Below are 15,604 nucleotides of genomic sequence, written 5' to 3' on the forward strand. Positions count from 1 at the left end.
AAAATGCAGAAAATATGAAAATCACAAAATATTATTCGCCTACACTGTGTTTTATTCTGGCTTTATTTTTGGTGACGCTTGCGGGGTGCGCTTCCATAAATCCGTTTGCAGACTCTGTTACCGAGTATGATCTGGACGGAAAGCACAATCTTGAGCTTGATCTTATGCCCGGAGATGAGGTTGCTTTTGAAATGCGCAATCCGGGTACAGGAGGGTATCAGTTTGACGGAGTTGTCTTCGACCCGAAGCTCGTCAGCCTTGACAAGTTCAGGATTCTCGACGCGGAATCAGGTCTTGCGGGCGATTTCGGACGCTGGCGTTTCAAGTTCACCGTCCTCGATATCGGCGATACAATCGTGGCGATAAACATAAAGCGTCCGGGGCAAAAGCAACGTGATGCCTACAAGGTGATAAATATGAGTATCACCAAGGACGGACCGCCGTTTTTCAAGTGGTAGAAAGGTCGTTCAGGTTCAGCTTATGATTATGCCTGCGTAGGCCACCACGCTCTCGTAGTCTCCGGTGGCCTGTCCTGAATTGGTGTATTCCACCAGTCTGCCGGACGAAGCACCCAGCTTTTCGGCTGCAAACATGGCCATGGTCATGGGTAGAACTCCGCACATGCTTATCTGATTGGAAGCGACAATGGAGTACAGGTCCTTGGGGTCCATGCGGATGATGGCTTCAAGCGCCATGGAGTCCATTTTTTTTGCCTTGGCGGCGGGAATGAAATGGCTCATGTCCGAACTTACGATCATGGTGACAGGTTTGCCTGCGGATGCGATTATGTCCCCAAGCGTTTCTCCTGCCTTGTGCAGGGCGGTAGGGGATGATTCGGATACGCAAACAGGAACAATGGCTGTTTCCGAATTGATGTGGTGTAGAAAAGGGATGATGACTTCCAGCGAATGCTCGCGTACGTGGGCTGCCGTGTTTTCGACAAATCCTTTTCCGCTGGAGATAAAATCGGAGGCGAGGTCCTCGTCAACATTCAGCATGCCGCCGGGGAATTCCCATGCTCCGGAAGTCCATACGGATATGGGGGCGCCAAGTCCGGTATGGTTCGGGCCGAGCAGTATAACCGTGGGCGCTATGCGGGCCTGCGCCAGTGTTTTGCCGCACGCCTTGCCTGAAAACATGTATCCGGCATGGGGAACCATGATAAGTCTGTCATAAGGCTTATCCGAACCGGTCTGCAACGGGCCGGTGTATTGTTCCAGTTCCATCTGCAACTGCCGCGGATCTGCGGGATAAAATCTTCCGGCAACAATCGGTTTCCTGTCCATATCAACCTGCCTCTTTTCTCCGGTCAGCAGTTTTACCGGTCAGGAGACCGGATGCCCTGAAGGACTGCGCCGAATTACTGGAATGTAGGAGCCGGTTTGAACTGTGCGGCGTCCTTTTCAATCTTATATGTTTCAAGAGCCGATTTTGCCAGTCTTCCGTAAAGTCCGTCCGGGCTTTTTTTCGACACTTCTTCCATAAGTTTTTTCCACTCGTCCATTGCTCCGGCCTTTTCGTAGAGCTGCGCCAGCCTGAATCTGGAAGACGCCCACTCCGGATCGGACAGCGGAATGTACTTGTCGTATTCTGCCGCCCATTTAAGGGCTTCCCTGTATCGGCCGGAACTTTCCGCCGCGAAAATAGTCATCAGTATGCAGTCCTTGATCTTTTCGCGGTCGCCGCCGGTTTCAAGCAGCATGGAAAGGGCTTCCTGTGCGTAGACAAAAACCTTTTTCAATTCCTTCTTTTTCATGGCCGATTTTGCCATGTAGTACATGGCATATGCCCGTGATGATTCGGGAAGAAGGAGGTTGGAAGCAAGGCCTGCCCAGAGCGGAGTGCTCTGCTCCGTTTCCCCGAGGTTTTCAAAGGCCATGGCCTGAGCGTATTCTATATGAATTTTCTGTTTCGGATCAAGTTCCCATTTGTCCTTGGCCAGATTGACCAGATCGGTGACCTTGCTCCATGACTGACCGTCCACGTAAATGCCCAGAGCCATATCCAGTGCCATGGCCGAATACTTGGGCACCTGCTTTTCCTGCAGGTAGCGCTCGATCATATCCAGGGCCTGCTGCGGCTGCCCCTTTTTCCAGAAGCTTAGGGCAACGCCCATGCGGGTATCATCGTTTACGTCTTTGCCCTCGTTGTTCTTCCTGGCATAGTTGTTCCAGTAGCTTATGACGCGTCCGTAGTTCTCGTCCTTCACCAGTTCCGGTACGGCCTTGTCAAAGACTCTGGTCCCAAGCTGGCTCGCTTTATCCCGCAGTCCGCTGCGCGGGTATTTGTCCAGAAAATCCTGAACCGCTCCCAGACATTCTCCGTATTTTTTGTTCCAGTAATACCACATGCCCAGTTTGAGCAGTGCCAGAGGAGCCAAGGGACTGTCCGGATGCTTCTCCACAATCTGTGTATAAATTTTCTGGGGGCGCAGGTTGTATGGACGGTCGAACACCTTGTCCATCTCAGACATGCTGGGGTCGTCATGGATTCCCTCTTCGGCAAGGCGCATCATCGATACAAGCCCGCCTTCCCTGTCCGGGAATTCCTTGGCCACTTTTTCGTAAATCTCCTTGGCGGCGTTCTTGTCATCCTGTCTCAGATATATGTCCCCGATGCGGGCCAGAACTATATCCGCCTCTTTGGCTTCCGGGGCCAGGTTGTAATAGGCCCAGTAGTTGCTTTTGGCATCGTTGAGCTTGCCGAGCCTGTTCTGGTTGTTTGCGGCCATAAGCAGAAAATCGAGGTCTTCTATATAGAAGCGCGGCCAGCGTTTATCAATGTAGTCTAAAATCTGGTAGGCCTGATCGTTGTAACCGAGTTTGTCGAGCGCCTTGGCAAGACCTATGGCCGCATCACGGACCACCTTGCTGTCCGGATACATCTGGACCAGATACTGGAACTGGTCGGCGGCTTTTTCATAATCTTCCAGACCCAGATAGTATTCGCCCCAGTAGTAGCTGATGTAGGGGATATTGGGATCGTTGGGGTACTGGGCTTTGAGCAGATTGAAGTAGGCTTTGGCCTCCGGCATGTTGCCGACTTTGAGGTTCAGCAGGCCCAGATTGAGCAGGGCCATGGGTACGTTGGGAGCTTTGGTGTCGGCGTTCATGGCTTCCATCCAGGAACTGGATACTTCACCGAAATTGTCCGACAGCGCATCCTTGTAAAATTCCGTCTGAGCTTCGGCCTTCCCGTACAGGGCACGGAGTCTCATTTCTGTCGGGATATAAGGCATCCGGGAAACTTCCGTGAACCCGCTGACGGCGGCTTCCGTTTCGCCGCTGTCAAGGGCTCCTTCGGCGGCAAGCAGTACTCCTTTGGCAACCTTCAGCTTTTCTTCCAGTGATGCCTGCTTTCCTTCGGCGCCGGCTTCTCCTTCAGCTCCTGCTTCGGCCTGTTCCATTTCGGTCAGTTGGCCCGTTTCTTCCACCGGGTAGGCGTCGGCTCCGTCATCCTGTGCCGCAGACTGTTCTTCCAGTGCGGCGTAGTCTCCGGTCGCCTGAGTATCGGAAGTCGTTTCGGCAGGTTGTCCGTCAGCAGGCGGGGGAGGGGCCACAGCCCCGGATGCTCCCGAGTCCGGCGGTGTGATGCTTCCGGAGGCCTGACCTTCTGCGGAGGGCTGAACTGCATCCGGAGCCTGTACTCTCGAGACCACCCCGCCCTGACCCTGCACAGGAGCAGCGACCTGCCCCGAAGCTTCCGGAGTATTCTCCGCTCCCTGGCGCGGCTGGGATTCCTGTACGGGAACCTGCGCGGATGCCTGAGTCGCCCTGTATTCCGTCTCGGGAATGGTATCAGGCACATAAATTCCTTCATATCCCGGCGGCGGCGGAGCAGCTACCTGCCCGGAAACCCCGCCTTCCGATCTCTGGGGAGGGGCAACCCTGCCTGGATCAGCTGTAGTTTCGGCTGGATACGCTTCCGGTGCGGATACCTGTGTCGGAACATCCCCGATCGGAGTTTCCGCTGCCTGAACAGGTACGGATTCCCTGCGTGCTACCGGAGCAGGCTCAACCTGATTTACCTGCCGGACTTCACTGGCGGATGAAGCAGCAGGACTCGTCTCCGCATCCATTGCTGTTCCTTCTTCAGGATATATAGAATCTTCAGCTGAAGAAGTCGTTTCTGCCTGCGGAGGCTCAATTTTTCCAGCGGCCTGAGGCAGGATCTGTCCACCTATACTTCCCCCGTCACTTCCTTCTACTCTTCCGCCTGTGCTTCCGCCGACCGGAGCTGTTGTCTCGGCCCCCGGAGGCGGCGCAACAGCACCGGATGTTTCAGACATCGGTTGAATTGAGCCGGAAATTCCACCTGCTCTTGCCGGAGGACGGGAGGTGTCGACCGTGTGGGCTTCACCGGGGCCAACCATGGCTACCGGTGCGCGATAGGTGTAGGGAACAGAGTAAAACGGGCGTCTGGCGGAAGGCAACGGAGCCTGTGCAACAGGTTGTTTGTCTTCGGCAGCCGCAGCCAGCTCCTCTTTCAATGGAGGAGATTCCTCGTCCTGCGGCAGATCAATCTCTGAAATTATAGGCGGCTGCTTTGCCTTCTCGGTTTTTGGCGGTTTGGATTTTGTAGACTTACTCGGGGCAGGATTCTTTTTTGCTGTCTGCTGTTTTTTTGCGGCCGCTTTTTTTGCCGCAGCCTTTCTTTCCTGAGGAGATCTCCATTTGGAACCAATGGGGTCGCGGAAGAACTGAATGAGCATTTTCCCGTTTCCGGCAGGAATCCGAATGAATCCGAATCCGGTTGTACGGGTGCCTATGGTTACCGAGCTGTCCCCCATTTTTATGGAGTTGACTATGCGCATGCCTCCCAGCTGAGTCTGGACAGGCTGTTTTTCTCCTTTGAGGGCATTCTTCGGGAAAGATACGGTGACCTGCTGCCGTCCTGTGCGTCGGACGGTACCGGAAAGATTTTTCTGATCAAAGACAAGACGGATGGTATCCATGTCCGCCTTGGTATCTATAAAATACTCCATGGCCAGACCAGGATGAGGACAGGCTAGCCAGATAACGACCGCCAGAAAGAGTGCCCGGAAAATTCCGGTAAGTCGGCTGATTGTCACAACCAGGTATCTTTGCAATATTCCTGCCTACCCCTCACATCCACCACAGAAAAACTTAAAAATAATCTATGCTTCCAGATTCCTCTTCTTGATCTTCTCTATAAGGGTGGTCCGTTTTACCCCGAGCAGTTCTGCGGCTTTGTTTTTAACTCCGCCGGCCTGTTCCAGTGCTTCGAGCAGAATACGGTCCTCGATTTTTTCCAGGAAGTCCTTGAGCCCGTCACCTCCGTGTTCGGACATGTCCGCAAGGGTGGGCCATGCGAATCCGGCAGGCTGGACGATTATTTCGGCAACCTTTTTCTTCGGTTCCCTACCCACATCTTTCCAGATTTTTTCAGGCAGGTCGTCCGGGCATATTTCGCAGGAATCGCACAGGATACACATGCGTTCCATAAAGTTCTCAAGTTCACGCACATTGCCCGGCCAGGAGTATGAAACAAGCATGTCCGCTGCATCATCACGTATTTTCAGCGGGTCGGTTTCCCTGTCCTCACAGAATCTTGCCAGAAAATGGCTGGCCAGCAGGAGTACATCCCCTCCTCGGTCACGAAGCGGCGGCAGGTGCATGGGGATTACGTTCAGGCGGTAGAAAAGGTCTTCCCGGAAACGTCCGGCAGCCACCTCGCTTTCAAGGTCCCTGTTGGTGGCGGCAACGATACGGACATCTACTTTTTTTATGGATGTTCCGCCGACCCGTTCAATTTCCTTTTCCTGCAGAACCCTGAGGATCTTTACCTGAAGGCTGAGGTCCATTTCCCCGATTTCATCAAGGAAGATTGTTCCTCCGTCCGCAAGTTCGAAACGACCGGGCCGGGACCGCACCGCATGGGTGAAGGCGCCTTTTTCATGCCCGAAGAGTTCTGATTCCAGCAGTTCCTTGGGAATGGCCTCGCAGTTTACCGGGACGAACGGTTGTTCCTTGCGTTTACTGTTGCGGTGCAGGGCGCGGACCAGCAGTTCCTTGCCTGTCCCGGACTCTCCGGTGACCAGCACGGTACTGTCCGTGGGCGCAACCTTTGCCAGTATCGCAAAGACCTCCTTTAAAGCAGGACTGTTTCCAATTATTCCACCTAGATTAAGAGCCATCCGGCCTCCGCAGATTTCACCGGGGAACGGGATTTCTCGCTGTTCCGCCTGATATACCGGGATTTGCTTTCCATTAAAAAACAAAACCCTATACAATCACTGTCAATGAAATGACGCAAAGTCAATATACAAGTGTATTTTTCTTTGAAAAAATAAAAAAAACGGTCTTGTATCGGCTGTGCCTGAACACGAAATTACTTATGTGCACTTTTTCTACATGTCTTCCAGTTCCCGGCCTTTGGTTTCCTTCACCAGATAGCGCACGAAGAAAAAGGAAACAGCGGCAAAAAAAGTGTAGATGGAGTAGGTGGCTCCAAGGCCGATTGAGGCTACCAGCGAGGGAAAGGACGCCGAGACTGCGAAGTTTGCCACCCACTGTACTCCTGCACCCAGCGAAAGAGCGGCTGCACGGATGCGGTTATTGAACATTTCTCCGAGCAGGACCCAGACCACCGGACCCCAGGAGAAGCCGAAGCAGAAGACATAGAGATTGGCCGCAAAAAGTGCCGTGGTAGCCGGAGCTCCGGTCAGCGCCGGGTTTCCGGCTGCGTCCAGAGGTGCAGTGCCGAACAGATAGGCAAGCACTCCGAGGGTGAGCAGCATTCCGGTCGAACCGGCCAGCAGCAGGGGGCGGCGTCCGACCTTGTCAATGAAAGCTATGCCCACCAGAGTTGTGAGTATATTCACTCCTCCGGTGATGACCGTGATCCACAGGGAATTTTCTTCGGAGAATCCCACACTGCGCCAGAGCATGCTGCCGTAGTAGAAAATTACGTTGATGCCGACGAACTGCTGCAGAACGGAAAGGCCCAGTCCAATCCAGACAACGGGACGGAATCCGCATCTGCCCATTACTTCCGCAAAGGGCGTTCCGCATTCTATTGCCAGCGTCTGCCTTATTTCAGCGATTTTTTCCGAAATTTTTCCGCCGACAACTTTACCCAGTACGAATTCCGCTTCTTTCTCCCTTCCTCTTCCTATCAGATAGCGGGGAGATTCGGGGATCATGGCCGCGGCCAATCCGTACAGCAGGGCCGGTGGAACCTCCGCCCAGAACATCCAGCGCCATGTTTCAAAGCCCAGCCAGAGCTGATTTTCCGCAGAGCCTCCGGCAATGTAGACCAGCATGTAGTTGCTGAGCATGGCTACGAAAATGCCGGTGACAATGGCAAGCTGCTGCAGGGAACCGAATCTGCCGCGAAGTTCTGCCGGGGATATTTCGGCAATGTAGGCCGGGGTGATGGCGCTTGCCAGCCCGATGCCTACCCCGCCGAGAAAGCGCCAGAAAATGAAATCCCAGATGGAAAAAGGAAGGCCGGAACCTATTCCGCTTGCGGTGAACAGAGCGGCGGCCAGCATCATCGGCCGGATGCGCCCGAACCTGTCTGCAACATACCCGGAACCAAGTGCGCCGACAGCTGATCCGATCAGCGCCAGTGATACGGACATGCCCACCAGAACAGGACCGACATGGAAATGGTTTCCAAGAGCCACAACGGCACCGTTAATGACAGCAGTATCAAAACCGAACAGGAATCCGCCCAGAGCAGCAGCAGCGGAAATAAGGAGCACGAAAAGAATACCGGCAGAATTTATGCCTTCTTGCGGACCACGTTGCATAGTTACCTTCCTGATGTTGGCGGTACGTAAATCTTATGCTGTACTCCGTATCATATTATTATTCTTAGTGCTATCCCGTAAACAGGAAACGTAGTGACGGAAATGAAAAAACCGCCGTAAAAATACGACGGTTTCACACTTAGTCATTAAGTTGCAGAAGCTGCTAACGCTTAACTGAGAGATAGAAGCTGTTTACTCTGCTGCTCTGCGAGCTATTTCCCTGGCCGGGATAATTCCCGTGGCCGAGGCGGAAACGATGTTTCCGGCGACTCCGGGGCCGTCTCCTGCGACGAAGAGCCCCTTGAGGGCGGTCTCAAGCTTGTTGGAGGTTTCGACCTGGGTGGAAAAGAATTTGATTTCCGGAGCGTAGAGGAGAGTTTCCTCGTTTGCCACGCCGGGTACGACATCATTGAGCTTTTCCAGACCTTCTATGATGTTGCGGACAATGCGTTCGGGCAGGGCCATGGCGATGTCCCCGCAGGTGACGTTTTTCATGGTCGGTTCTATGAAGCTGTTGCGGACCCTGTTCCAGGTGGAGCGGCGGCCGCGCTTGAGGTCGCCGAAACGCTGCAGGATGGGCTTGCCGCCGCCGATGATGGTTGCCAGTTTGCCGATTGATTCCCCGTAGGCCTGGTTGTCGGTTACCGGTTCTTCCAGAACTACCTTGGAAAGGAAAGCGAAGTTCGTGTTTTCGGATTTCTTGTCCATGTATGCGTGACCGTTTACACAGACGAAGTCCTGATAGTTTTCAAGGGCCACGAATCCGCCCTGGTTGGTGCAGAATGTGCGGACCTGGTCGTCATAGGTGTTGGTACGGATGAAGAAGGTGGGATCGTAGATCACACCGCACAGGTCGCGCATGATATCGCCGGGAACTTCAACACGAACCCCTACTTCTATTCCGCGCTGGGTGATGGCCAGATCGTGGCTTTTGGCCAGCGACCCCATCCAGTCCGATCCAACGCGTCCGGGTGCGAGGATTACGTTTTTGGCCCGGTATTCGGTCTTTTTAGTGATTACTCCGGCAAGTTCTCCGTTCTCGATGAGGATATCCTCGACATTTTCACCGGTATGAAAGGTAACGCCTTTTTTTTCACAGTAGTCGGCCATCCCGGCGATATGTCCGGGCAGATTGTCGCTGCCGAGGTGTTTCTGCTTGATTAGCAGCAGGTCTATACCGTGCTTGAGCGCATCCTTGCGGATATTTTTTGCCGCTTCCATGTCGGTGGGGAAGACCTTGCCGTCCATGTTGAAGCGGTTGAAAATTTCTTCCGTCTCGTTGATAAGCGCTTTTGCTTCGGAGACGGCCATGAACTGGGTGAGATCTGTTTTACCCAGCTTGTGTATATAGTTGAGTTTGCCGTCAGAGAACAGTCCTGCTCCGCCTACGCCGGACAGAATATTGCACGGCTTGCATTTAATGCATTCCTGATCCCCGGTTATCGGGCAGTGTCGTTTGAGGGAAGCCTTTCCCTTTTCTATTACCAGAACATCAAGGTTCGTGTTTTCCCCAAGATAGTACGCAGCGAAAAGTCCTGCAGGACCTCCTCCCACGATAATTACGTCAAACTCTTTTTTCCCGTCGTTTTTCGGGCTCATAATAATCTCCGCATCGGCTGTTTTTTCTGCGATTGGAAAATCCGCGCAGACATGCCAATATACGCTTTTAACGGCAAATCATCAAAACGGCAAGTTTTTCGTGGTTTTGGGGTTGGGGGTTAAAAAATATTTTATATTAGAAGGTTATTCGTGTTTGGTGTGGTGAGGGGGTGTCCGATAAGTGGTGTCCTCTTGACCGGGGAGAATTACTTCTCTAATTAGGTAGGAAAATCCACAAGGAAAATACATGAGACTAACAACCAGAAGCCGATACGGGACCAGAATGATCTTGGACATTGCCATGCACTGCAAGACCGGTCCCGTACGTATAAGTGATATTGCCACCCGTCAGGGCCTTTCCACTAAGTATCTTGAAAAACTGATCCGCGAACTCAAACGGGCCGGTTTTATCGCCAGCAAACGCGGTCCCGGCGGGGGCCACACTCTGGCCATGCCTCCGGAGGATATTTCCGTTGGCGATGTGGTCAGAAGTCTGGAAGGAGAGGCCGGTCTCGTGGAGTGTCTTGAAGACAACGAACTGTGCCGGCGCATAGAGGACTGCCCGACGCGGGAGGTCTGGATCAAGGCCAGCAAAGCCATGTACGCGGCGCTTGACGAGATCAGTATAGCCGACCTGCTGACGGAAGGGTCTTTCTGCATCAGAACAAACCCTCTGTAGTGTGTTTCGCTAATCAAAAATCAAGCCCTGGCCGTTTTTCGGTCAGGGCTTTTTCCGTTTTGCCGGCCAGGAGGTTGCCGGTCAGCAGTCGGGAGACGCAGCTGTTCCCGAAACTGCTGTAAATTTTCAGTGCTGCATCAGGGCCCGTTTGGAAAGGTCCTCGTACATGGTCCATGTCTTGAGAAATTCAGCATCAAATGAGCGTTTTTCCGTATAGGACCTCGCACTCTGCTTCATGTACTGCAGCAGTTCCGGGTGGTCGCTGATTCTGATTATGGCCCGGGCCAGCGCATCGGCGTTTCCGGCTTCCACGATTAATCCGGTTTTATCCTCGATGAGGTTTTCGCAGGGGCCTCCGAAGTCGGTGACTATTACAGGCAGACCGGATGCCTGGGCTTCGAGTACCACGTTACCGAAGGTGTCAGTTGCCGAGGGAAAGACGAACACATCCGAACTGGCATAGCACTGGGCCAGTTCCTCTCCTTCAAGATAACCGGTGAAGGTCACCGGGTAGCCTGCCAGTCTTTCGCGCATTTCCGCCTGATAGGGGCCGTCCCCCACCACCACAAGGTGCAGCTCCGGGCGCATGGGTGAGATGGTCCTGAATGCTTCGGTGAGTACATCCAGATTTTTTTCCTGCGAAACCCGGCCAACGTAGAGAAGCTTGACCGCCTCCTTGACCTTGAAACGTCCGCTGTAGAATCCGTTGCGTTTTTCCGGTGTGAATCTGTTTATATCCACTCCACGTGGATAGACCTTTATCTTGTGCCGCTCGACACCTTTCTCGGCCAGTTCATCGCCTGTGGCTTCGGACGGAACGAAAACTGTTTCCAGCTGATTATAGAACCAGATCATGAATTTCCAGGCCATGTCTTCCAGACCGGTATCATCGGTGTATGCCTTTACATACTGTGGAAAGGCCGTGTGGTATGTTCCGTGTACGGGCAGCTTGAGAAGTTTGGCCACGGCCAGTCCGGCCAGGCCCACCGGTCCGGGGGTGGCGATATGGATGAGGGTGTAGTTGTGCTCCAGACAATGGGAAAGCAGGCGCAGGAATGGGGGATATTTGAATGAAAGTTCCGGATATTCTGGCAGTTCGAATTCTCCGGCCGGTTTGAAATTTATGACCATGTCTCCGCTCTGATCCGCTCCGCAGGTAATAACGACCAGTTGTTTGTCATGCTTGCGGGCCACATCAAGCTGGTGCTGGAGGGTCAGTGCAACCCCGTTCACATCGCTGAAGGTATCGGTGAAATGGGCGATCTTTGTTTCCTTGCCCAGAGGGTCGGGAAGGTTGAAGGCCAGCATACAGTCTCGCGCGAGATCCCGTTCCTTGGCGAAAAGTCCGTATGAAAGGAAATACGGGGCCAGCAGGGCGTATAATGATCCGGCCGCGCCGATGGTGTGGAACACGTCAAAAATATTCGCTCCGATGGAGCTGGTGATGATTCTGTCTCCAAGGCCGGAGAGGACCTTGTCGGTGGCGTTGCCCACGAAGCGGAACCATTCCTCTTCAAGCTCTTCCGGACCGTTTCCGAAGCCGTAGCTTATTCTGCGCGCTTTTTCATCGCTTAATACTATGCGGTTTGCTTCCCGGAGCAGGGCGGCCTGTACGGAATCGGAAGTCTCGAAATATTTTCTGGAGCGGCGGCGGTAGATGAAATTCTGGAGCTTATCCAGCAGGCCGGGGGCTTCCTTGTCGCCGGGATCAAGCACATTGTCTATGAAGCGGAAGCATTCGGCGGAACGTTTTATTTTGGTCGTGTCGAAATGGCTTTTGTAGAACTGGTAGGCTATTCCGTAGAGGTTGTGGGCCATGGTGTGCGGTGTGGCCGGGTTGCCCTGCACCATGCCGCGCCCTTCGGTGACTGCCTGCAGCATTTCCTGCGCTGATCCGCAGTTCAGTATTTCCGTGTACACCCTTGCGATGTTGATTCCGGAGTGATCGTCCGATCCCCCGGTGAGGCTTTTGACCCAGGGGGTGCCTCCGTACGGTTCTATGTCGTGCTTGTCGGCAAGGCGGTCGATTATTTCCGGGGTGAGACTGTCGATTATGGACTTCAGGGCATCGTTCTGCATTCTGTCCCTGGTCCCGTTGAGTTCGAGAATGTTGAACATGAGCAGCGCCTTTTCGAAGTGCTCGGGAGTCAGCCTTTCATTCACCGCAAAAAGAGGATGTGCCAGGACGTGCACGATGTTCTGTTCCCTGAGGTAGGGAACAAGGTCGAATACATTTTCGCGCAGTTTCTGGAATTCATCGTGATGCTTTTCGGTTATGTCATAGGCAAGCACGTGCAGTTTACAGCCGTCTTCGGGGAAATATGTGGTGATTTCCTCGCTTACGAAGGTGTTGTCCAGATGTGCTATTTCCAGACTGCCGCTTATGGTGTTGTGGTCCGTTATGGTGACCATGTTCATTGAACGGGCACGGGCCCTTTCATATATTTTCAACGGTTCCGTGAAACTCTCCGGGCAGCCCAGTTTTTGCAGAATCCACTGGGATGGCCGTGTGGAATATTTGGAGTGTACGTGCAGATCCACCCTCACGCTGGTACCTTTCATGGCAAATTCCTCCTGGCTGTCTCGCTTTGGCCGCGAAGAGGCCGGTCATTTAGTTTTGCCTATGTAATAAGGAGCAGGCGATGTAACAGACTGGCGATCAAGTTACAGTTTTAAGTTTTTTGAGAAAAGCGCGGGAGCGCCGGGGCGGAGGATTGAATCCGGTTGTTTTCGGCAGGGAAAATGAAAAAGCCCCGGAACCGATTACGGGTCCGGGGCACGCTTTGCGTATGAGTCTACTTGTAGACGATGGTTCCGACGTGTTCGCCGTCAAGTGCGGCGTGGATGTGTTCCGGATGGCGTAGAACATCGATGATCTGGAACTGCTTGAGGGTTTTGGCATTCTTGAGGAATGTCAGCACGGCCCTTTCAACGATGAGATCATCAAGGTCCATGGCGATCAGTTCCTCAACGTGAATCTTGTCGATGAACTTCAGGGCATCACGGTCCTTGGCCTTTTTGGGATCGTTTTCGTAGAGTCCCTTTTCATCCTTGAGGTAGATTACCGACTTGGCGCCGATGTTTTCGGCCAGGAGAAATGCTCCGGAGTCAGTGCGGTGCGGAGGGATGGAGCCGACTTCTGCCGGGTGCTCGAAAAATCCGTAGGGCGGAATACCCGTTGTTATGGGCAGGTATCCGAGCTGGCAGAACATGGTCAGCTGTTCCAGATGGTCTCCGTGACCGATTTTTACACCGCCGTGCTTGCCCAGCAGAACGGAAAGCATTTCCGCGTTCTGCCAGGAGACCTTGTCTCCCAGTTTGGAGAGTACGCCGGTAGGCATGCCGAGGTCCACGCCGATGTTGTAAACGTGGCGAGCCCTTGTTCCGCCCCCGGTCATGAGCAGGATCTTGTGGTTTTCCTTGGCTTTGACGAGTTCGTCAAGAACAGGGAGCAGCGCCTTGGCGCCGCGGTCCATGATGGACTGGCCCCCGATCTTGAGCACGTTTACTTCCGGCTGCATGTGGAAGTATTCGGTTGCTTCGGTGTTGCGCAGGCAGTCCTTGCCCACAAGCGATTCGCCCAGCAGTTTGGTTTCAATGTGCAGGCGTCCCTTGTCCCCTTTTTCCTTGATCAGTTTACCCATTTGCTTCCCTCCGGGGTTGGTCGGTTGTTTCTGCCGAGCAGGCAGCAGGACGATATTCCGTTTATATTAGTCACAATAGGATATATTGTTCAATCTTAATTGTTAATTCTGTGGTAAACAGCATAAAAAGCAATGCCGAAACCGAAGGCCCAGGCCAGGTTGAGCAGCAGGGTTATACCAAGCATGACAAGCAGCGTGGCCCGCTGGACACGAGTTGTCATGTCGCGACCGGTAAGAACAAGCTGTATCCCGGAAAACGCCAGAAGTACCCCTAGCACGCCCATTGGTATCAGTTGCAGAATCTTAACTGAACTGGTTCCGAAGAATATGGCCAGCAGCACAAGTATTCCGCCGATGATGAAGTTTGAGCCGCTGGTGCGGGCTCCGAAACGGTAGTGGGCCGCCAGTCCGCCCGCTCCATGACAGAGAGGCATTCCGCCGAAAAGGGCTGCCAGGAAATTTGCACACCCCATGCTGACACATAGGGCCCGGTCTGTTACCCGTCTGCTTTCATTCCCAAAATATTCGAAACTGAGGTTGCGGTTTGCGATTACCGCGTTTCCAAGTGTCATGGGAACCTGCGGAAGGACCAGCGCCAGCAGGGCGAAGGAAAAGTCCGCTCCGGACGGAAATCCGAAAGGCAGCAGGTGCGGCAGGTGAATACCCGGATCAAGCTCTGCAAGTCCGTGCCAGGCTCCCATCAGTAGACCGAACAAAGCCCCGCAGCCGACGACGATAAGCCCGGCTGGATAGCGCCTGCTTTCGCGAAGGCGTCTGGCGATGACAGCAAAGACAACAGCAATGAAAATACTCATCGGCAGAGGACCGATGCTGCCAAAAGACAGAAACGGTTCCGATGAACCTTTTATTTCCTGCAGTCCGCTGATTCCAAGGGCCAGATAGGCTCCCTTGAGAAGCAGGAGCACTCCTGTTGAAAGCTGTACGCCTCGGATGACAGGAAGCGGAATTATCTTTGCCGCCTTGTCCACTATTCCGCTCAGTCCCAGAAAAAGCAGCAGGACTGCTACGATGAATCCGGATGCGGTTATGACTTCCGGGCTGAGGCTCTGGGCAATAGCATAGGCGGATATGACCTTCATCGGTTGTACTGCTATAGGGACCCGGTAGTAGTAACCGCCGATGATATAAAACAAACCGGCCACAAAAAAGAGCCCTGTCGCCGAAAGGCCGTTGATCATGATCAACGCAAATGCCAATGGCAGCAGGGCCCCCAGATCTCCGACGGAACCGGACCATTCCATCCTACTGAAATTGATGTTCATAGCAGTCCTCTTTTCAACTTGAGTTTCGATATCAGGAAAGTCAACGTGATAATAAATAATCTATACTAAATAAGAATAACACTGCTGTTCATGTAGCGCCATGAAAACATGGCAGGGCGGTTCTGGTTTTTTGCCGGTTCCGTTTTACCTGTCTTTAGCAGACTCACCGGACTTGTCTGGTCAGTTATGCTTCAACAGGGGAATTGCGCTTTCCTTCGCTTCCCTTGCCGTCACGTTCCAGATAGACGACTTCGGCGCCGGTGTGTTCTGCCAGCAGCTTGAGTTCGCACTTGCGTATGCGCTTTACCCTCAGGGTCAGGTCACCGCCCTGTACGCCTACTACACGATATCTGGGTCTGCGGTCGCCGTCAGTAGCCTTTACTCTTTCTCTTACGAAAATCTTCATGGTCTCCTCCTTTGGTTGTTGTGTGCCTTAATGGATCATTGTTTACACTAGATATATATCCTCTAAGAACCTATAGTCAAGAAGTACTGAAGAGATTATAGTAAAATAAATGAAGTTTCGTATGGAAAGATTTAAAATTCAGCTGGTTGCAAAAATGTAAATATTTACTTTTTAGCAGTGAGTACGAATGGATTCTTTTATGGCTTGTATTTTTTG

At 53.1% G+C, this 15,604-nt stretch carries 11 protein-coding genes; 2 read left to right on the plus strand and 9 right to left on the minus strand.

The genetic code is table 11. The features are described 5' to 3' along the window. The first annotated feature begins 14 nt into the window (after nucleotides 1-14). Nucleotides 15-458, plus strand: coding sequence for a hypothetical protein (locus ACKU4E_RS18185; protein ID WP_320172481.1), 444 nt, complete (start codon nucleotides 15-17; stop codon nucleotides 456-458). A 15-nt stretch (nucleotides 459-473) separates the two neighbouring features. Here ACKU4E_RS18185 and amrB read toward each other — a convergent pair whose 3' ends face one another. The 5 genes from amrB to ACKU4E_RS18210 all read right to left on the minus strand — a co-directional run bounded on the left by amrB (nucleotide 474) and on the right by ACKU4E_RS18210 (nucleotide 9,376). After that, complete coding sequence (gene amrB / locus ACKU4E_RS18190; protein WP_320172482.1) at nucleotides 474-1,286, minus strand: AmmeMemoRadiSam system protein B; 813 nt, start codon at nucleotides 1,284-1,286, stop codon at nucleotides 474-476. Between the two features lie 74 nt (nucleotides 1,287-1,360). Continuing rightward, nucleotides 1,361-5,071 carry a tetratricopeptide repeat protein gene (locus ACKU4E_RS18195; protein WP_320172483.1) on the minus strand — a complete coding sequence of 1,237 codons (3,711 nt, stop codon included), beginning with the start codon at nucleotides 5,069-5,071 and terminating at the stop codon, nucleotides 1,361-1,363. 66 nt (nucleotides 5,072-5,137) lie between these two features. Continuing rightward, nucleotides 5,138-6,157 (minus strand): sigma-54 dependent transcriptional regulator, encoded by a 1,020-nt coding sequence (locus ACKU4E_RS18200; RefSeq protein WP_320172484.1) that lies wholly within the window; start codon nucleotides 6,155-6,157, stop codon nucleotides 5,138-5,140. Between the two features lie 213 nt (nucleotides 6,158-6,370). Then, nucleotides 6,371-7,777: a sugar porter family MFS transporter gene (locus tag ACKU4E_RS18205; RefSeq protein ID WP_320172485.1), complete on the minus strand. Its 1,407-nt coding sequence runs from the start codon at nucleotides 7,775-7,777 to the stop codon at nucleotides 6,371-6,373. 192 nt (nucleotides 7,778-7,969) lie between these two features. After that, on the minus strand, nucleotides 7,970-9,376 hold the full coding sequence (locus ACKU4E_RS18210; RefSeq protein ID WP_320172486.1) for an FAD-dependent oxidoreductase: 1,407 nt from the start codon (nucleotides 9,374-9,376) through the stop codon (nucleotides 7,970-7,972). Between the two features lie 247 nt (nucleotides 9,377-9,623). Here ACKU4E_RS18210 and ACKU4E_RS18215 point away from each other — a divergent pair, with 247 nt between their 5' ends. After that, the gene (locus tag ACKU4E_RS18215; protein WP_320172487.1) at nucleotides 9,624-10,055 is read left to right on the plus strand and encodes an Rrf2 family transcriptional regulator; all 432 of its coding nucleotides are present in this window, start codon (nucleotides 9,624-9,626) and stop codon (nucleotides 10,053-10,055) included. Between the two features lie 126 nt (nucleotides 10,056-10,181). On the opposite strand, the gene ACKU4E_RS18220 is transcribed toward ACKU4E_RS18215, so the two are convergent. The 4 genes from ACKU4E_RS18220 to ACKU4E_RS18235 form a co-directional block, all read right to left on the minus strand. Beyond that, nucleotides 10,182-12,617, minus strand: a complete 2,436-nt coding sequence (locus ACKU4E_RS18220; RefSeq protein ID WP_320172488.1) for a glycosyltransferase — start codon at nucleotides 12,615-12,617, stop codon at nucleotides 10,182-10,184. Between the two features lie 233 nt (nucleotides 12,618-12,850). After that, the gene (locus ACKU4E_RS18225) at nucleotides 12,851-13,699 is read right to left on the minus strand and encodes a uridine kinase (protein ID WP_320172489.1); all 849 of its coding nucleotides are present in this window, start codon (nucleotides 13,697-13,699) and stop codon (nucleotides 12,851-12,853) included. Nucleotides 13,700-13,794: 95 nt separating this feature from the next. Further along, on the minus strand, nucleotides 13,795-14,982 hold the full coding sequence (locus ACKU4E_RS18230; RefSeq protein WP_320172490.1) for a putative sulfate/molybdate transporter: 1,188 nt from the start codon (nucleotides 14,980-14,982) through the stop codon (nucleotides 13,795-13,797). Between the two features lie 184 nt (nucleotides 14,983-15,166). After that, nucleotides 15,167-15,388 (minus strand): hypothetical protein, encoded by a 222-nt coding sequence (locus ACKU4E_RS18235; protein ID WP_320172491.1) that lies wholly within the window; start codon nucleotides 15,386-15,388, stop codon nucleotides 15,167-15,169. Nucleotides 15,389-15,604 lie beyond the last annotated feature (216 nt).

It is taken from the genome of Maridesulfovibrio sp. (genome assembly GCF_963677005.1).
Taxonomy (GTDB): domain Bacteria; phylum Desulfobacterota; class Desulfovibrionia; order Desulfovibrionales; family Desulfovibrionaceae; genus Maridesulfovibrio.